At 59.1% G+C, this 17,879-nt stretch carries 16 protein-coding genes; 7 read left to right on the top strand and 9 right to left on the bottom strand.

Annotated elements, in window-relative coordinates; genetic code table 11:
• The 3 genes from A3730_RS17880 to A3730_RS17870 all read right to left on the bottom strand — a co-directional run.
• Positions 1-581: NAD(P)-dependent oxidoreductase (locus tag A3730_RS17880; protein WP_197477517.1), on the bottom strand; the 581-nt coding region annotated here is incomplete at its 3' end.
• A 140-nt stretch (positions 582-721) separates the two neighbouring features.
• Positions 722-2,638: an FTR1 family protein gene (locus A3730_RS17875; protein WP_063538599.1), complete on the bottom strand. Its 1,917-nt coding sequence runs from the start codon at positions 2,636-2,638 to the stop codon at positions 722-724.
• 109 nt (positions 2,639-2,747) lie between these two features.
• On the bottom strand, positions 2,748-3,416 hold the full coding sequence (locus tag A3730_RS17870) for a DNA-3-methyladenine glycosylase I (RefSeq protein ID WP_063520494.1): 669 nt from the start codon (positions 3,414-3,416) through the stop codon (positions 2,748-2,750).
• Positions 3,417-3,523: 107 nt separating this feature from the next.
• Here A3730_RS17870 and A3730_RS17865 point away from each other — a divergent pair, with 107 nt between their 5' ends.
• Together A3730_RS17865 and A3730_RS17860 are read left to right on the top strand one after the other, a co-directional pair.
• On the top strand, positions 3,524-4,753 hold the full coding sequence (locus A3730_RS17865; RefSeq protein ID WP_063520495.1) for a pyridoxal phosphate-dependent aminotransferase: 1,230 nt from the start codon (positions 3,524-3,526) through the stop codon (positions 4,751-4,753).
• A gap of 73 nt (positions 4,754-4,826) precedes the next feature.
• Positions 4,827-5,306: a hypothetical protein gene (locus tag A3730_RS17860; protein ID WP_063520496.1), complete on the top strand. Its 480-nt coding sequence runs from the start codon at positions 4,827-4,829 to the stop codon at positions 5,304-5,306.
• A 100-nt stretch (positions 5,307-5,406) separates the two neighbouring features.
• Here A3730_RS17860 and A3730_RS17855 read toward each other — a convergent pair whose 3' ends face one another.
• Positions 5,407-7,905, bottom strand: a complete 2,499-nt coding sequence (locus A3730_RS17855) for a penicillin acylase family protein (protein ID WP_063520497.1) — start codon at positions 7,903-7,905, stop codon at positions 5,407-5,409.
• Between the two features lie 164 nt (positions 7,906-8,069).
• On the opposite strand from A3730_RS17855, the gene A3730_RS17850 reads away from it, so the two are divergent.
• The gene (locus A3730_RS17850; protein WP_063538597.1) at positions 8,070-9,203 is read left to right on the top strand and encodes an AraC family transcriptional regulator; all 1,134 of its coding nucleotides are present in this window, start codon (positions 8,070-8,072) and stop codon (positions 9,201-9,203) included.
• Between the two features lie 68 nt (positions 9,204-9,271).
• On the opposite strand, the gene A3730_RS17845 is transcribed toward A3730_RS17850, so the two are convergent.
• Both A3730_RS17845 and A3730_RS17840 read right to left on the bottom strand, forming a co-directional pair.
• Positions 9,272-9,535, bottom strand: a complete 264-nt coding sequence (locus A3730_RS17845) for a PepSY domain-containing protein (RefSeq protein WP_063520909.1) — start codon at positions 9,533-9,535, stop codon at positions 9,272-9,274.
• Positions 9,536-9,609: 74 nt separating this feature from the next.
• Complete coding sequence (locus A3730_RS17840) at positions 9,610-10,518, bottom strand: class I SAM-dependent methyltransferase (protein ID WP_231883988.1); 909 nt, start codon at positions 10,516-10,518, stop codon at positions 9,610-9,612.
• A gap of 204 nt (positions 10,519-10,722) precedes the next feature.
• On the opposite strand from A3730_RS17840, the gene htpX reads away from it, so the two are divergent.
• On the top strand, positions 10,723-11,619 hold the full coding sequence (gene htpX / locus A3730_RS17835; protein WP_063520908.1) for a protease HtpX: 897 nt from the start codon (positions 10,723-10,725) through the stop codon (positions 11,617-11,619).
• 100 nt (positions 11,620-11,719) lie between these two features.
• On the opposite strand, the gene A3730_RS17830 is transcribed toward htpX, so the two are convergent.
• A complete protein-coding gene (locus A3730_RS17830; RefSeq protein WP_063520907.1) occupies positions 11,720-12,856 on the bottom strand; it encodes an ATP-NAD kinase family protein in 1,137 nt (378 codons plus the stop codon).
• A gap of 92 nt (positions 12,857-12,948) precedes the next feature.
• Here A3730_RS17830 and A3730_RS31830 point away from each other — a divergent pair, with 92 nt between their 5' ends.
• Positions 12,949-13,125, top strand: coding sequence for a PA1571 family protein (locus A3730_RS31830; protein WP_197468714.1), 177 nt, complete (start codon positions 12,949-12,951; stop codon positions 13,123-13,125).
• Here A3730_RS31830 and A3730_RS17825 read toward each other — a convergent pair.
• Positions 13,085-14,212, bottom strand: a complete 1,128-nt coding sequence (locus A3730_RS17825) for a 4-phosphoerythronate dehydrogenase (RefSeq protein WP_063538595.1) — start codon at positions 14,210-14,212, stop codon at positions 13,085-13,087. The two genes, A3730_RS31830 and A3730_RS17825, sit on opposite strands and share 41 nt — an antisense overlap.
• Positions 14,213-14,248: 36 nt before the next feature.
• Complete coding sequence (locus tag A3730_RS17820) at positions 14,249-15,127, bottom strand: fructosamine kinase family protein (protein ID WP_231880780.1); 879 nt, start codon at positions 15,125-15,127, stop codon at positions 14,249-14,251.
• A gap of 150 nt (positions 15,128-15,277) precedes the next feature.
• Between A3730_RS17820 and A3730_RS17815 the strand changes: the two genes are divergently transcribed.
• Entirely contained in the window at positions 15,278-15,796 is a 519-nt protein-coding gene (locus A3730_RS17815; protein ID WP_063521606.1) for a hypothetical protein, read from the top strand.
• Positions 15,793-17,709, top strand: a complete 1,917-nt coding sequence (locus tag A3730_RS17810; protein WP_231880781.1) for a lipopolysaccharide assembly protein LapB — start codon at positions 15,793-15,795, stop codon at positions 17,707-17,709. Before A3730_RS17815 ends, A3730_RS17810 begins: the two co-directional genes overlap by 4 nt.
• Positions 17,710-17,879: the final 170 nt, after the last annotated feature.

Genomic DNA, 17,879 nt, shown 5'->3' with positions numbered 1-17,879 from the left:
GCGCCACCCTTGGCGGCCAGCAACAGGGCTTCTGAAACCGCGCCGATGGTAATGCCGACAATCGCCTGGTTGGCCAGTTTCGCCAGCTGGCCGCTGCCCACCGTGCCAATATGCGTCGCCTTGCCCAGGGCTTGAAAAATCGGCCCTGCCCGGTCGACGTCTTGATCACTCCCGCCCGCCATGATCGACAACGTGCCGCCTTGTGCTCCCCGGGTACCGCCGGACACGGGCGCATCCAGATACCCCCCGCCCTGCTGCGCAACCCGCGCCCCATGCCGCCGGGCGGTGCCGGGTTCAATGGAACTCATATCGATGACCAGCGCCTGCGGGCGCAACCCGGCAATGGCATCGCTCTGGTACAGCACCTGATCCACCACCGCACCGTCTTCCAGCATGGTGATCACCACATCTGCTTCGGCCACGGCTTGCGCCGGGCTGGCCGCAATGCGTGCTCGACTGGCAAATCGCTGTGCCTTGTCAGGGGTACGGTTCCACAAGGTGAGGGAAAAACCGGCATCCAGCAGTCGCGCCACCATGGGCGCCCCCATCAGACCGATGCCAAGAAAGCTGATATGAGGCATGAAATGTCCTGAACTAACGGAACGAAAAGTCTACGCGATTCACACTGGTGACTGTAGCCACGGGCTGGCACGTCAATCAAAAAAGCCGCCCGCAGGCGGCTCTTTCAATCCGGGACACGATACCCGGAGCAACTCAGTGCTCAGGCCGACTGGCTGCGACGCCCACGTAGCCAGAAAACCACGGCCAGGATAATCGCCACTGATTGTGCGACCACACCTTGCACGGTCGGGTAGAGACCCAACCACTCGATGGTGGGCACGCCCAGGTAGAACGCACTGATCAGCCCGGCTTCCTGCAGGGCGGCAATGCCGTTGCCAAGCAGAATCACCGACAGGATCAGCAGCACAATGCTGGTCACGCGGAAGAACAGACTCAGGGGCAAGCGCATGCCAATGCGGAAGAACAGGAAACACACCACCGCCAGCGCCAGAATGGCCGCCCCCATACCGTAAAACAGGTAAGGCTGAGTCGCCGCCGTCACCTGGCTCAACAAGGCCTCATAGAACAGGATGGTCTCGAAAATTTCCCGGTACACGGAAATGAAGGACACGAAGGCCAAGACCCAGATGGTGCCCTCGCCCAGGGCATTGTCCACCTTGCTCTTGATGTAGCCCATCCACTTCTGGCTATTGCTGTTGCTGTGCATCCAGAAGCCCACGTAAAACAGAATCAGCGCGGCCACCACACCGGCAAAACCCTCGGTCATTTCCCGCGATGCGCCACTGAAGGTAATCAGCGTGTTGGCCACGTACCAGGTCAGGCCGCCGGCCACTAACGCAGTGATCCAGCCATAGTGAATATGACGGGTCGCCTTCACCGCGTTGGCCTTGCGAGTAAACGTCAACAGGGCTGCCACCACCAGCAGGGCCTCCAGACCTTCACGGAACAGGATGAAGAAACTGGCAGACAAGGTTGCCGCCGGGCTAAGGCCATCACCGGACAAGGCATCACTGGCCTGGGCCAGGCCCTGTTGGGCTGCCGCCACCTTGTCGCTCACCTCACTGGCCTCACGATCCCGGTCGATGGCTTCGCGTACCGCCATAAAGCGGGATTCCGCACTGCGCATCAGCTCGCTGTCCACCGCAGCCAGCTGCTGCTCAATCATTTCAAAACCGTCCAGGTAGGCAGACAGCGCCGCCGCCTTGGCCGCCTTCTTATCGCCGGCCTGATACGCCTTGTCCGCATCGGTCAGCTTGTCATGACTCAAGGCGATGAAACGGTTTTTGTTGAACAGCGCACCGGGGGTGCGGCGCAGGTAACCCAGGGCCGCATAGGCCTTCGGGCCTTGCTCCTTGAGCACATCTTCCGGGGCCTGGGCCACCAGGGTGTCCAGGGTGAGAGTACCTTTCATGCCAGGCACGGTGCTGAAAACCTGTTCGCCCTCCTCAGCCACCTGATCGGTAACTGCCTTGGCCCCCACATAGAACGCCAGCGCCCAGCGGTCTTCTTCACTCAGCGTGTCGGCATAGGCGGCCATGCCAGTCCCCTCCACCCCTTGGGTGATGGTGGTGTGCAGTCCCAACAGTGAACGGCCGTTATAGCGCTCCACTTCGGTAAAGTCAGTGGGGGCAGGCTCCAGCGCCGCCCCTGCGGGGCCATCGCCCTTGCCTTGCGCACCATGACAGGCCGCGCAGTGGCTCTGGTACAACGCCGCCGCATGCTCCTGATCCGGGGCCTGCTTGGGCGATACCGGAATACCGTAAACGCTCACCAGCGTCGCACGGATAGATTGCGCCAGAGTCTTGATCTCACTCTCCGCCGCTTTATCGGTTACCGCTTGCTGGAGGTTATTGGCCTGGGTTTGCAGTGTCTGCTTGCCTTCAGCCTCGGGCAGCTCTGCCACCCCTTCGGCCAGCAGCGCGGAAAATTCCGACATCTCGGCATATTCTTCCGGGCTGACAATCTCGCCATCCACCACGGCATTGATATAGTCCGCCCCCACATACTCAACCAGCTGGACAAGGGCGGTCTGGTTGGCGGCATGGGCAGGCAGGGAAAAACAAAAAAACGCGAGCAGGACCCCGAAGAAAGGACGGACCAGGAAGGTGCGCGGCATAGGCTTGAACTCGATTCAGTACATTAAAGGCGAGTCATTATCATTTATGTCTTTGCCTGCATCAAGCTAGTCATAACTCTTAATAAAGCACGAGAGTTCCAGGATCGGGTCAACCCACGGTAAACGCCAGCACCTTGCTGATATGCGCCTGGGGCCGCCCACTTTCCGCCTGCCAGGTGTTGAAAGCCGCCTGCGCGGCTTTCTGGTCCCGCTGGCTCGCCGGGGGTTTGTCGATAATGTTCTGCGCTTTCAGCGCGGCTACCACATCGCCAGTGGGATACCAGGTGTCGCGCCCCACCATGCGCAAAAACGCGGCACCGGAATTGCCGCCCAGCTGCTTGCCCCGCTTCTTCAGCAACAGCCACATGCCCACGGTATCGTCCGCCGGCCAGTCCGCCAGCCAGTTCCCCACACTGCCATACTCTTCGGCCAGATCGAGCACCAGCTGGGCGTTATGGCGGATCGCCTTCATCTTGCCCCAATGGCGAATCAAACGGGTGTCTTGCATGCGCTCGTCGAGCATGGAATCCGGCATCAGCACCAGCTTCTCCGGGTCGAAACCGAAAAAGGCTTCCTCGAATGCCGGCCACTTGTTGTCCACCAGGGAATGTTTCAAGCCGGCACGAAAAATACGGCGGGTTAACGCTGACATATAAAACGCATCATCACGGCCACGCAGTGTTTGTGCATCAGCGACGTCAGGCAGCTGTGACTGCACCGCTTTCAGCGAGCCTTTGCGGTTCACCGCCAGGGCCAGTAAATCCTTGAATGGGGTCACGCTCTACTCCGGTTTGCGCCTTTCAATGCAGGCGCCAGATATACAGTGAAAAGGACGCATTGTAGAATCACTTCCCTGCCCTCTACGAGTCGACCTGCGGGAACTTCATGACAAGCGATCAATACCACGTCAGCAAATCCGACAAACTCAAAGGCGTATGTTACGACATTCGCGGCCCTGTGCTGCGTGAAGCGCACCGGCTGGAAGACGAAGGCCACCGGGTGATCAAGCTGAATATCGGCAACCCGGCGCCGTTCGGTTTCGAAGCCCCCGAAGAACTGCTCCAGGACGTGATCGCCAATCTGCCGGAATCTACCGGGTATTGCCATTCCAAGGGCCTGTTCCCGGCCCGCAAGGCGGTGATGCAATACACCCAGACCAAGGGCATTGAAGGCGTCACCGTGGATGACGTAATCATCGGCAACGGGGTATCCGAGCTGATTGTCATGGCCATGCAAGCACTGCTCAACAGCGGCGATGAGGTGCTGCTGCCCGCGCCTGACTACCCGCTGTGGACGGCCTCCGTGCGGTTATCCGGTGGCACCCCGGTGCATTACCTGTGCGATGAACAGCAGGACTGGCAGCCGTCTCTGGAAGACATTCGCGCCAAGGTGAACAAGAACACCAAGGCATTGGTGATCATCAACCCGAACAACCCCACCGGTGCCAACTACGAGCCGGCCATGTTGCGCGAGCTGTTGCAGATCGCCCGCGAGAACAACCTGATCGTGTTCGCCGATGAAATCTACGACAAGATCCTCTACGACGGCGAGGAACACACCTCCATCGCCTCCATGGCCGATGACCTGCTGTTCATCACCTTTAACGGCCTGTCCAAGAACTACCGCGCCGCCGGTTTCCGTGCCGGCTGGATGGTTATTTCCGGCGCCAAACACCGGGCGGAAAGCTATATCGAAGGGCTGGATATGCTGGCCAGCATGCGCTTGTGTGCCAATGTACCCAGCCAACATGCTATCCAGACCGCTCTGGGCGGCTACCAGAGTATTGGTGACCTGGTGCTGCCCACCGGCCGCCTGGGGCGCCAGCGTGATCTGGCCTGGGAAATGCTCGACTCGATTCCCGGCGTGAGCTGCGTGAAACCCAAATCCGCGTTGTACCTGTTCCCGAAGCTGGACCCGAAGGTCTTCCCGTTCGAAGACGATGAAGCCTTTGCGCTGGACCTGCTCCGCGAAGAAAAAGTGCTGATCGTTCAGGGCACCGCCTTCAACTGGCCCGACCCGGACCATTTCCGCGTGGTGTTCCTGCCCCGCCCGGATGACCTGGAAGACTCCATCGGCCGGATTGCCCGTTATCTGGATCGGGCACGCAAGAAGTAACGTGTGACTGCGTCAGGCGCTGAGCGTCTGGCGCCCAAAAAGAACAATACCATGACGTCTGTTAGGTAAGCCCATGTCCCACCTGCATATCGATGATTTCACCCACGATGTGGCCCGCATTCTGATGCAGAGCTACATGAGTTTCCCTCGCCCGGGCGCCTTGTACGTGGAAGATATTATCGGCCCCACCGAGGTGGATGATGTGGGTTTGCACAGCACCCGACACATGAGCTGCCTGGGCGCCATGCTGTGGCTCGCCGAAGAAGGTTACCTGCGGTACCAGGCCACCATTTTTCAGGAAGGTCTGGAACAGGCCGTATTGAGCAACCGCGCTTTTGTGCTGCTCACCGCTCTCAGCGATCTACGCTTTGCAGAAACCGATCCGCAGCTTCCCGCCTCAGTGCAGCTGGAAAAAGCCACGGTTGCCGAACAACTGCTTCAGGCAATACGTGCCCAGGACTCCGCTCGCACCACAGCGCTGGTGCGCTACCTGCTGTCACGCAATCCGCAGCCGGTAGACAAGGACGAGTTCGCCCCGCTCGGCGCCAAATAAACTGCGCCACCTTTAAATCACCGCGCACCAACGCAAAAGACCCACACCATGTGGGCCTTTTGCTGTCGGGACATTTAGCGGGCTTCAGTGAAACGGAGCATTAGCGCTCCTGCATCAGCTCCAGGGTCTCCACCGTATTATCGGCCACCTCGGACTCGGTGAAACGCACGGGGCGCCACTGCAACTGGCTGTACTGCTGCGTCTGGTCACTGAAAAAAGCGCTCTCAGGATCATGTGACTGGCTGTAGCTCAGAAGCATTTCCGCCTGGGAGCCTTCATCGGTGTAAGACAGCGCCATGATAAAGCTGGAACCGTAATTGGGCCGATATGCCAGTTCATCCGTGCCATCGCCATCTTCATCCAGCGCAAACAGCAGGCTGTCCGGTTGCGGGCTGCCAATAACATTGTTGGCAAAGTCAGAGGTGCTGCGCGACGCGGTTTTGCTCTCCGCCATATTGAACACGCCCTCATAGGAATAGCCGCCACTGACGGGGATCCCGGCTTCTCCCTGCGCTTTGATCAAATACTGAATGTCACCCAAGGGGGCATCCAGGCTGATGCCATTATCGGTCAGCATTTTCGCGGCGCGAGCCAACGCAACCAGCACCGGGTCCTGCTCGGGGTTGGCCGTATCGATGGGCGCCAGGCCTGACGGCGTTGTCGCCCCGTTATCCGCATCGAAAGGTTGCGCAAACAGGCTGTCAGCCAGGCTACGATGCCCGCTCACCCGGAACTGGCGCAGGGTTTCACGCATCAGGTGAGCCCCGCGACTGGTGATGTTATAGGTTCCATCCCAGTTCACCAGCGCCTGGCAGGCTGCGGTTAAATCGTAAGCGGCCCCATCCAGCTCGGCGGTGCTGTAGCTGGTGCAACGCTGGGTCAGCTGGTTGGTCCAGTCACCGGCGAACAGCGAGCCATTATGGCTCAGCACGGTTTTCAATTCGCTGAAACTGAAGTTGCCATCGGCACCGGACAGGCCACTGCCGGACTCGTCACTGATCATCGCCGCGTTGTAACGGGTACGTGGGCTACGCACGGTGTCTTCAGGGCCGTAAAGAACACTGTATCCTTCCAGTGGTGCTTCAAGATTGCTCAACCAGTGGCTGCTGTTGGCGTTGTACAGGTAATCGTCGCGGGTCATTTGTGGCGCCTTGCTGAAAGGCACCAGCCCCGGGGTCAGGGTATCGCCACTGTCCACCCACTCATACACAGAGCTGTTGCCGGGCAGCAGCACGCTCCCTGCACCATCCTGCCAGATGGGTGCCAGCTGCGGGCTCTGCGATGCGGCGCGCCAGTAGCCTTCCGCCTGGGCACTCAACTGCGGTACCTGGGTGCCATCGATGTAACTGGCCGAGCCGGATTTGTCGATCATCAGCGTATTGACCCAGGGAATGCCCTGGTGCTCTTCAAATGCCGCAAAGAATTCTTCACGGCTGGTCGCTTTATCCATGGCCAACCATTGGTCCAGCATGCGGGTATTACCGGCATTGGCATCGCGGAACGTAACCGCAGAACCACTGCTCCACCCCAGTGAGGGCGACAGGGAAGCGAGGTTCACCATCGGCCCAAAGTGGCTGTAGTAAACCGGCTGGGAATACGGCGCCAGGCTGCCATCCGGCTGCTTGACCTGAACGGTTACTTCCCTTTGGGTCATGGCGCGGCTCTCGCCATCAAACAGATAGCGGGTGGGATCGCTGCCATCCAGCTCAAGCTGGTAAAGGGTAAAACGTTTTGACTGGGATACCGTGTGCGTCCAGCCCAGATGCTCGTTGAAACCGATCACCACCGCCGGCAACCCGACCAGGGTCGCGCCAGTGATATCCAGCTCGCCGGGAATGGTCAGATGATTCTGGAAAAAACGCAGTTCCCCATCCCAGGGAAAGTGCGGATTGGCCAGAAGCAAGCTATTGGCGGACTCACTGCGCTCCGCCCCCAAGGCCCAGCCATTACTGCCGATACCCTCAGAGGTCAGCACCTGTTTGGCGTCCAATTTCACGTTGAATGCAGCCCGGGCGCCGGCTGCTGCCGACGGCGGCTGTGCCGCAGCGATGGCGCTAATGAAGTTCCGGCTACTGGCCAGGCCTGCCAGATCAAGCTGATAGGCCAACAAGTCTTCAGCTGAAATCGGCGTTACCCATTCCGCCCCACGGCAAGGGGAAGGATAGTCTCCCTGGCTTTCTTCCAGCACCTGATTGAACCCGGCGCTGTACCCAGCCAGCATTTGTTGCGACGTGGCAGACAGCTGTGCAAACAGCTGCTGCGCCTGCGCCGGATAATCCAGCGCTTTATAGCCCACATCACTCAACAGATTTTGATTGCCCTGCCCCGCTCCCAGGTAACGGGATTTTTCTGATTTCAGCTTCATCAGCTGTTCAGACAAGGTACACAGGTTTTCCCGGGCCTGGGCATAACCCACCCCGTAGCCAAGGCTGGCGTAGTCTTCTGCGGTGATATGGGGGACCCCATACTCGGTGTAGCGCACCGTTGCCTGGTAAGGAGAATCGGGGCCTGTTGTTGGTGGACTTGCTTTTTCCGAATCCTCACTACAGCCTAATAAGAGCGCGCAGCCAAGCATGGCAATGCCAGTGCTGAATCGCATGATAGCCTCCTCGATTTGTTATCATTCTGACGATGGAAGCGTGTTATTAGACAGGACTGTTGGCGGCAGAACGCCCGCTTCGATGGACTCGAAAAAAAACAATTTATCCGTTTTAATTCAAAAAGTTACAGGTTCAAATCGATCCATTCGAACGTGAGATCCCGATGAATTACTGGACTGCAGGCGCCGCTATCGTGTGCCTGAGCATCAGCTCTACCTTGCTGCTGGCCGGCTTGAGCTGGATGGTCAATCGCCAACAACATCGACTGCCACTGGCCTACCTGCTTGCACTGATTGCGCTGGCAGTTCTGCAATCGCTGGAATTTGTGTATCACTCCACAGATCTGTTCCAGCACTGGCCCTTCTTCCTGAAGCTGGCTGACCCTGTCGTGGTGATGATCCCGTTTTGCATCTATGGCTATATTCGTGCCCTGCAAGGGCAGAACATCCTGGCCAGGTCGCGGCGTCGCCGCTGGACGCACGCGTTACCGGTGCTGCTGGTGGCCGCCCTCGCCGTGCCCTTCTGGAGCCTGCCCCCGGAACAGAAAATCTACTGGATGCTGGCCGGGCGCAAGAACCATGACCTGTGGGAGCCCATCACCCTGTACGGCAACCCTTATCTGGCCATCATTGGCGCTCTAAGCCTTTTTTACTGGTGGCAACAACGCCAACAGGGAATCCAGAGCCGCCGCAGTGCAGTGATTGAATGGGTAGGCAACCTGCAAACATTCCAGCTACTGATCGCCTTGTCCATTGCCGCCAGGCTGGCGCTGTTCTATTTGTTCGATATCCGCATTTCGCTGACTTTTGTGCTGGCACCAGCCACGGCCTACCTCACCTATTTGTTGCTGACCCGAATTAATCTTCCCGTGCAGCAAGCACCACCGCTTGCTGCTGCAACGAAAGCAACAGCGAAAGAGATACCGGCTTGTGCAAAAAACGAAAAAAACGATGACGCGCACGCTGTTTTCCCGTTGCTGGAAAACGCCATGAAAAAAGGATTATTCAGAGAAAATGATCTGACCCTGGGGCGACTGGCAGCACACTGCGGCGTCACCACGCATCAGGCCTCTGCGGCGATCAATCAATGCTCCGGCCACCATTTTTATGACTGGATTAACGGCTTTCGTCTTGAGGCGGCAGCACAGGCACTGACAGACACCCGACAACCCGTGACCCGGATTTGCCATGATGTCGGATTCAATGCCAAATCCACCTTCAACACTGCATTCAAACGCCGCTTCCACACCACCCCAACGGCGTATAGAAAACAGCACGATACAGCAAAAAAGGAATGACCTCAGGGCGATTGTTGGGCCACGACAATCGCCCAACACAGCCTTTCAGCTCCGGCGATCAGCGATCTTTAATCATCCCGACGATCAGACAGAATCTTGCCGCTCTTGGGATCGACCTTGAGCTCACGCTTGTTGGTGCCTTTGTACGCCTCCACCTCCAGCTGCCCCCGATCAAAGGAAATCTCGGTAATCGGGGAATACCCCTGCTCTTCAATCATCTTTGCCAATTCGGACATGGGCTTGGCGCCCTCCGGCGGCCGTTCATCGGCAAGCCCCAGGGAAGACAGGCCCAGAGACGCACCCACTACCACCGCAAGATAAATCTGCTTCATGTCGCTCTCCTTCATCCATAAAGTATCACCCGGTCACAGATCACTACACAGATAGCACATCCCTACAGGCCTTGCTACGCACCCGGTCTACCATCTGCAGGCACATCAAGCATCGCGGGGCGCTGATAACGATAATGGAGCGTTTTCAGCGCAGGCTCCCCCGCTTCGTCAAATCCACTGGCGCCAGGTAGCCGGGCTTGCAGCTCGGCCCCCGGTAAATTATCGGCCACACACTGCTCCAGCCAGGCGTAATCCAGCCAGGGCGCATTGAGGCAGATCAGCAGGTCGGCCTCCGGCGCCAATAACTTATGCAGTTTACGCAGCACTTTCGGGTAGTCCTTCTCCGCCATAAAGCTGCCTTTCTGGGCACTGGGCGGATCAACCACAATCAGATCGTAACGCCCCAGGCTGTGCAGCTTTTTCCAGCTGCGAAAAATATTGTGGGGCAAGTAATGCACCCTGGCGTCCTGGAAACCATTCAGGGCGTGATTTTGTTTCCCCAGCGTCAAGGCGGCACCGGACAGATCAATGTTCACCACAGAGTGTGCCCCGCCAGCCAGCGCCGCCACCGAAAAACTGCAGGTGAAGCTGAACAGATTGAGCACCTTACGCCCCTCCGCCCGTTCCCGAATCCAGCGACGCCCCTCCGCCATGTCGGCGAAGAAACCCAGATTCTGGCCGCGCTGGAAATCCAGTTTGTAATCCAGCCCCTGCTCTGTGGCGACCGGGCTGTCCGCTAGCTCACCAACTACCACCACATTCTCGGCCTTGCCGTCATACCGGTGCTGGAACACCAATGTCTGACACCCCAGCCCGGCCAATGCGCCGCCAAGGCTGGCCTCCAGACCCGCCAGCACCGCTTCGTCCTGGGGGCGAAATAGCGTTGCCACCAGCACCGGTGGGAAGCAGTCCACGGTGAGCCACTCCAGCGATGGCAGCGTTTTGCCACGGCCATGAAAAAGGCGATGTTTTGGCTGGGACAATGGAACCAGATACGGGTCAAGAAGGTCTGATAACTGGGACGAGCGCATAGGGATCAATACAGGCATAAAGGTGGATACAGCATGCTGCCGGAAGACACAGGATGACTTCCGTTCAGCCGGTAAAGGCAAATTATAGCCCAAGGCTTGAACCCTCTGCGCCCCGCCCCCAATAAATAATTATCTACCTGATGGAGAAACCCCACGATGATGCGCATCGCGCTTTATCTGCTTACCAACCTGGCGGTTATTGTGGTCGCCAGTATCACCCTTAGCCTGCTTGGCGTTAATAGCTATTTCGCCCAGAGTGGCAGTGGCCTGGACCTAACCAGCCTGCTAATTTTCAGTGCGGTATTCGGTTTCGCCGGTTCATTGATTTCACTGCTGATATCCAAGCCCATGGCCAAGTGGTCCGCCAAGGTGCAGATCATCAAGGAGCCCGGCAACCAGGCGGAGCGCTGGCTGCTGGATACGGTGAAAGAGCTGTCAGACAAGGCCGGTATCAAGATGCCTGAAGTGGGCATCTTCCCGGCCCAGCAATCCAATGCGTTCGCTACCGGCTGGAACAAGAACGATGCCCTGGTAGCGGTTTCCCAGGGGCTGCTGAGCCGTTTTCGCCCCGAGGAAGTCCGCGCGGTGCTGGCCCATGAAATCGGCCACGTGGCCAATGGCGACATGGTCACCCTCAGCCTGATCCAGGGCGTGGTAAACACCTTTGTGATTTTTGCCGCCCGCGTGGTGGGTTATGTGATCGACAGCTTCCTGCGTCGTGACGGTGGCGGCGGCCTGGGCTTTGGTTACTACATCGTGGTAATCGTGGCAGAAATTATCTTCGGCATTGCCGCCAGCACCATCGTGATGAAGTTCTCCCGCTTCCGGGAATACCGGGCCGATGTGGCCGGCGCTCAACTGGCTGACCGACGCGACATGATTTCCGCCCTGCAACGGCTGAAAGCGGAGTCCAAGGTGCCTAACCAGATGCCCGACACCCTGGTGGCTTTCGGTATCAACTCTGGCGTGAAGCAAGGGCTGAAAGCCCTGTTCTCTTCGCACCCGCCGCTGGATGACCGCATCGCGGCGCTGCAGGAAAAGCGCCACGGGTAATCAAAAAGAGTTTTAGCAGGAGCACTGTAGGAGGCTGCTTGCAGCCGAAAAGGTTCGCTTGCAAGCAAACTCCTACAGCAGCTTCGTAGGGGACTGACCGCTAATCCCCTGCATTCGTCCCCACCCGGTAAAGAATCTGATCCTCATACCCGGTGGTCACCGGCCATAACCCGCACAACTGCTTGTCCAGCGCCGCGTCGCCACTGTCCACCAGCAAGGGCCGCCCTTCCAGGGTTTCCAGTTTGGTTCGGGTAGCCAGTATCTGAATATTTTCTTTGCCCAGCCGGCGAATCAGTGCAGGGCTGAATTGCTGGTTGCCACGGCCGAACAAATGCCCCTGGCCGCCAATCACGGTGATCACGGCTTTGGCCGGCGCATCGCCAATGTGCTCCAGTAACTGCCTGGCACCGAGATCCGCGGCGACCACCTCGCCATTGCGGACCAGATCCACGCCCAGCAGCGTATTGTCCAGCCCCAGCTGCTCCATCACCACCGCCACCGTGGAACCAGACCCCATCAGGTACCAGGTGTCGTCTTCCAGACTGTCTGCCACCCAGGCCGCTACTTCGGTAATCACCAGGTCTTCCACTTCCCGTCCGCCGCATTTCACCTGCTGCAGGTAACGGGCCTCTGCCGGTACTTGCAGCTCCCCATAGTGACGGGCCTTGACCACACCCTCGCGAAACGCAGCTTCGTCGATGTCCCGCACCTCGGCACTCTCCAGCGCCACCAACCCGCCACCGGCCAGCTCCGCCAGCAGACTTCCCGCCGCCTCTGGATTCACCGCATACACGGCAGAATGCATCTTGCATCCTGCCGGCACACCCAGCACAGGGGTACCCAGCCCAATGGCATCCACCAGATCCCGGGCGGTGCCATCGCCACCGGCAAACAGGATCAGTTCAGCCCCGGCCGCTTTCAGGGCAGCAGCAGCAGCACGGGTATCATCCGGGCTGCTGGGCATGGGCGACTCACCAATCACCGTGCAAGGAACCTTTGCCGCCCGGCAGCTGTTCTCGCCCATGTCTCCACCCCAGGTCAAAACAGACACATTGGTGACGGCGGACAGTACTTTCAGCGCCCGGCTCATCCGACCTGGTGCCTGGGGTTCGGCGCCGCGACGCAGGGCTTCATTCCGGGTTTGCACCCCGTCGCTCCCCTTCAGGGCCACGCTGCCACCCAGCCCGGCATAAGGGTTGACCAACACACCGAGACAAAGACCTTGATCAACTTTCATAAAAGGGTCATATCCAGATACAAAAATGGCGTTGCTGTCACCGACAGTCGCTAAGTAAATTTAAAGGCCAACTGCACAAGCAGGGATGAAACATGAACCTGAACAACACATCCTCAGCATCGCACTTCCACGGCGCGGCCATCATCGATGAGGACGGCCGGGAAATTCCCATTACCGAAGACATGATCCAGCGTGCCTGCGAGCACCTGGAAGATCAGTGGCAGTACCCTACCGCGCAATACCATCGGGCTCAAAAAGTCGGCGGATAATTGCCGCCCAAGCGTCCGCAACAGCCCCGTCATGCTGCCAGTGGTGCAGTTCGTGACGGACAGGATACTGTTTACGCAGGCGATCAAAGGCCGCAGCAGGGGCCGCTTCATTCAAGCTGTCGCCCAATCGCCGGTAATCATCGTCCAGCCGATATGCTGCTTGCAGTAACGCCAACAGGTCCGCATCACTCGCCACCGGCTGCCGCAACACTGGCGCATCCTCCCCGGCAGTCTCTGCCACCGCTTCCCTGCCTGCCCACTCGCACACCGCGTCATAGAGCATGCGGGTCCCTTTGCGCTTGCCTTCCAGGCTGTAACCCGCAATATGCGGCGAGCCCATCAGCACCTGCTGATACAGCGTCGGCGGCACCGTCGGCTCTTCCTCCCACACATCCAGCACCGTTGACGGCCCGGCACCACCGGCCAGCTGCCGGGACAGGGCCACATTGTCGATAACCGGCCCGCGACAGGTGTTAATCAGCATCTGTTCCGGCCCCAACCGGGCAAGCCGGTTCGCATCCAGCAGATGCCAGGTGGCATCATCCCCTGTGCGGGTCAGCGGCACATGCAAGGTGATGATATCGGCATCCAGCACCTGATCCAGCGGGACCAGGCTCACCGGCCCGGCGTAACCGGCACGCTCCAGCAGAGGGTCACAGCCGCGCACCGTCATGCCCAGCGCTCCCAGCCAGTCCGCTACGCGACGCCCCACATTCCCCAGGCCAACCACTGCCACCCGGGTTTCCCGTGGGCATCGCCCCTGGGCCGCGCACAGCAATAGCACGGATTGCAGCACATATTCCGCCACCGCACGGGCATTACAGCCCGGCGCATGGGCAAACGGAATGCCTGCCTGGGCCAGGTACGCCAGATCCACGTGGTCCGTACCAATAGTGGCGGAGCCTACAAAGCGCACCTGTGAACCGGCCAGCAAGGTGGCATCCACACGGGTGACAGACCGCACCAGCAGAACCTGCGCCTCACCCAACTGTTCCCGGGTCAGGGTGCGGCCGTCCACTCGCTCAACGGTGGCAAAGGCCTCGAAAGGCTCCAAACCGGGCATGTTGGCATCGGCGATAATGTGCATCGGTATCCTTGGGTTAAGCATCAGTATTGGCGCCAGCTATTCCAGCTCCCGGCAAAGCAACCGGGCCGTATCGGTGACAGCGGAGGCATAGCAATGGCCAAACAGGTTGAAGTGATTCAGCCAGTGATACAGGTCATACACTGGCCACCGTGCCCGTTGCTCCGGTGTCGGCAAATGCCCCTGGTAGCCATGATAAAACGCCTCGGGTGGTCGGCCGAACAGGTTCAGCATGGCCAGATCCACCTGCGGGTCGCCATAATAACAGGCCGGATCGAAGAACACCGGCTCTGGGCCGTCAATTTGGCCCAGATTCCCCATCCACAGGTCCCCGTGCAACAACCCACTGGCAGGCCTGCGCGGCAACCACTTCGACAGATGGTCAATAACCCGATGCACGGCGCGACAGGCCGGCGCCGGCAGCCCCTTCTCCGTTGCCCATTTCAGCTGTGGCCGCAGCCGCTGACGGGCAAAAAAACGCGGCCATTCGGTTTCGTCGCCGTTGTGCTGCACCATGCCACCGATAAAGTTGTCCGCCACACCGCCATAAACCGTGTTTGTGGCCCCGCTATGAAGCCCGGCCAGGGCTTGCCCGGCAGCCCACCACCCGGCCTGCCCCAGTGGCTCCAGCGCCAGAGCGTCCAGAAACAGGACCCCGCCCGCCTCATCGGCGTACCGGCCCTGTACCTGCGGCACCCGTAACCACGGCTCCAAGGCCCGCAACCCGGCTTCTTCCGCTGCCAGCAATGCGGCATTCGGGTGCATTTTGACAAAACAGCGCCCTCCGGAATGCGTCAGCAAGCCGCTGCTGGCAGTCTCTCCACCAGCACCGGGCCGGTACCCTATCTGCTCGTTCCAGCCCCGTTCGGACAATGCCCGTCGCAGCACCAGTGGCAAATTCGTATCATTGCTATCCATAAACTTGACTATAGAAGCCTCCGTCGGTGGCGCTAAGGGCCAATCATGACCGATGGTTACCCTTGATTTAAGCCGTTCTTCTGATTACAACTAGGCACTAAAGAATGCCGCGTTGGCGGCCCATAACAACAAAAGAAGCGATCGCCACCCATGAAAGCATTTTTGCCCTTCTGCGGCGCCGTGTTAGTAAGCCTGTGCTCCATTGCCGGTGCGGCTGACGACGATGGCCTGTCCGAGCAGATTCGCCAACTCAAGAGCGAAGCCCTCAACCTGAACCGGGATCTCACCCTGCTGGAACAGGAGCTGCTCTACGCCAGCCCCCAGACCAGCATATTTGTCTCCGTCGACGTGGGCACGCCGATTCGACTGGTGGACATCAACCTGACCATCGACGGTGACCATGTTGGTTACCACTTTTATTCCGACCAGGAATTCGAGGCGCTCACCAAGGGCGGCATCCAGCGCTTGTATACCGGCAACCTGACCAGCGGTCGCCACGTCATGGAAGCCACCATTACCGGCTACGACCCCCTCGGCAAGGATTACCAGAAAACCACCAGTTACAGCTTCACCAAGGGCCCCGGCCGCAAAATGGTGGAAATGCAAATGGTCGATGACCTGAATAACCAACAGCACAAATTCCAATTCCGTGAGTGGAATCAGCAATGACACGACCCCGCATGCAACGGTGGCTGTTGTGTTCGCTGTTAGCTATCAACCTGACTCCGGCCCAGGCCGCCAAGGTTGAGTTCTTCGATGAGATTGACACTGGCCCACAGGTCCTTGGCGAAGAAGAGCACCGTTATCTGGCGTTTGGAGAAGTCATGTATGACTACTACCGCGAAGCCAGCTTCGACGCCATTAACCTGCTGCTGACCAACCAACAGCAGCAACTTTTCAATGAAGATACCGATTACGCCGAACTGGTCCTTGGTGACCTCTATGTTACCTACGGGCTACCAGGCAAAGCCGAGGTAATCTTCAACCGGCTGCTGGCAAAGGATATTCGCAGCCGCACTCGCGCCCAGACCTGGTTACACAAAGCCGCCCTGCACTACCGCGAAGGCAACTACACCGACGCCGCCATGATTCTCGATGGCGACAATATGCAAGGCCTGGAACCGGCCGATGAAGCCCGTCGCCGCCTGATGCTGGCCAATATCCTCATGGCTGAAGGCGACTTCACCGGTGCCCTGGATTATCTTCACTCCGTTCCCCTGAACACTGACGAAGGCCGTTACGCCAGCTACAACATGGGGGTAGCGCTGATCCGGGCCGGCCACCAGGATCAAGGCCTCGAGTTGCTTAAATCCTTGCTGTCCGCCGGCGGCAGCAGCAATCAGGCTTTGGCACTGCGCGACCGGGCTGCACTGGCATCAGGCCTGACAGAATTGAAAGGCGGCAACCTGGAGAATGCCCGCGCCGCCCTGCGCCAGGTACGCAGCGACGGCCCATTCTCCGAAGACGCCCTGCTCGCGCTTGGCCTGGCGAACTACCGCGCCGGCGACGTAAAACGGGCCCTGCCCCTGTGGCTGGAAGCCGTGCACCGTAACAGCAGCCATCCCTCCGTGCAGGAAGCGTTGATGCTGGCACCCCGCGCCTATGAGGAGCTCGGCGGCCTGCCCCAAGCGCTGTCGGGCTATCAGTATGCAGCCACCCAATACCGCGAGGCCCTTAAGGACATTCAGCGCGCCATCGATAACATCGCCAAACCTGGCTGGTCCGAAGCCTTGCTGCCTGAAGACGAAAACGCGGCCGGATTACTCCCCGCCAATACCAGCGACATGGTAAAAGGCGGCGAGCTGTCGTATTTATACAAGCTGTTTTCCAGCAACCATTTTGCCCAGCGCTTTGAGCACTACCGGCAAATTCAACAGATCAAATCCATGGTGGAGCATTGGCAGGACTCCCTTCCCGCCCTGCAGCAAAGCTACCAACAACAACGCGACACACTGAACCGCAACCTGCCCCATGTCCGTGGCCAGGTCACCGGTTTGATGAGCCGCCAGGAAACGCTCAGCCAGGCCAGCGACAAACTGGCCAACCGCATCCCCAACTATGTGGATATGGAAAACCCCGCCGATGTGGCCAATGCTGAACAGGCCATCATGTGGAAGAAAGTCGATGCCCTCGCCCACCAATTCGGTCGCATCCCCGCTTCTGATCACAACAACGCCATTCGCCTGCGTCGGGTCCGCGGCCTGTTACTTTGGGATATTGCCCACCAGTCGGTGGAACAGCGCGAGCAACAAGTGCAAGCTGCTACCCAATTGCGCGAAGAAAGCCAGGTACTGGCACAACGAATTGCGGCCATAAGCCAGCAAATCCGCGATGCCACCCTGCGCACCCGTGACGACGTAGGCCAGCGCCTCGCCGCACAAGACCAGAAAATAAAACAAATAAAACACCTGACAGAAGACACCTTGCTGGCCCTGGAGCAAAACATGCAGGCCGACGCCCTCGCCCTGCTCCACGCCAACCAGCAAAAGCTGGCTGACCAGTTGGCCGAAGCACACCTGGCCATTGCCCGCCTGCAAGACTCGTCCGTTTCCGGTGAGAAGAACCAGAGGAAAGGATCGTGAAACGATTTCGCCTGCACAGTCTGGCAGCCGCGATGGTGGCCCTGGGGGGCTGCGCATCCGCACCGCCAAGTGGCACCCTGGAGCAACAGGCCCGTTTCGGGGGAACCACCCTGGCGGACCTGGAAAGCACAGACATTGTCATTGAAGAGCAACAACTGGAAAGCGCTTCC

This window comes from Alcanivorax sp. HI0044 (assembly GCF_001634945.1).
Note: the sequence above shows the minus strand (reverse complement) of the source record. Positions and strands in the feature narration are given on the sequence as shown.

Excerpts from the sequence above, each read along its gene's own strand:
- A3730_RS17875 (WP_063538599.1), bottom strand. The coding sequence starts at position 2,638 with ATGCCGCGCACCTTCCTGGTCCGTCCTTTCTTCGGGGTCCTGCTCGCG.
- A3730_RS17865 (WP_063520495.1), top strand. The coding sequence starts at position 3,524 with ATGACAAGCGATCAATACCACGTCAGCAAATCCGACAAACTCAAAGGC.
- A3730_RS17860 (WP_063520496.1), top strand. The coding sequence starts at position 4,827 with ATGTCCCACCTGCATATCGATGATTTCACCCACGATGTGGCCCGCATT.
- A3730_RS17855 (WP_063520497.1), bottom strand. The coding sequence starts at position 7,905 with ATGCGATTCAGCACTGGCATTGCCATGCTTGGCTGCGCGCTCTTATTA.
- A3730_RS17850 (WP_063538597.1), top strand. The coding sequence starts at position 8,070 with ATGAATTACTGGACTGCAGGCGCCGCTATCGTGTGCCTGAGCATCAGC.
- A3730_RS17845 (WP_063520909.1), bottom strand. The coding sequence starts at position 9,535 with ATGAAGCAGATTTATCTTGCGGTGGTAGTGGGTGCGTCTCTGGGCCTG.
- htpX (WP_063520908.1), top strand. The coding sequence starts at position 10,723 with ATGATGCGCATCGCGCTTTATCTGCTTACCAACCTGGCGGTTATTGTG.
- A3730_RS17830 (WP_063520907.1), bottom strand. The coding sequence starts at position 12,856 with ATGAAAGTTGATCAAGGTCTTTGTCTCGGTGTGTTGGTCAACCCTTAT.
- A3730_RS31830 (WP_197468714.1), top strand. The coding sequence starts at position 12,949 with ATGAACCTGAACAACACATCCTCAGCATCGCACTTCCACGGCGCGGCC.
- A3730_RS17825 (WP_063538595.1), bottom strand. The coding sequence starts at position 14,212 with ATGCACATTATCGCCGATGCCAACATGCCCGGTTTGGAGCCTTTCGAG.
- A3730_RS17820 (WP_231880780.1), bottom strand. The coding sequence starts at position 15,127 with ATGGATAGCAATGATACGAATTTGCCACTGGTGCTGCGACGGGCATTG.
- A3730_RS17815 (WP_063521606.1), top strand. The coding sequence starts at position 15,278 with ATGAAAGCATTTTTGCCCTTCTGCGGCGCCGTGTTAGTAAGCCTGTGC.
- A3730_RS17810 (WP_231880781.1), top strand. The coding sequence starts at position 15,793 with ATGACACGACCCCGCATGCAACGGTGGCTGTTGTGTTCGCTGTTAGCT.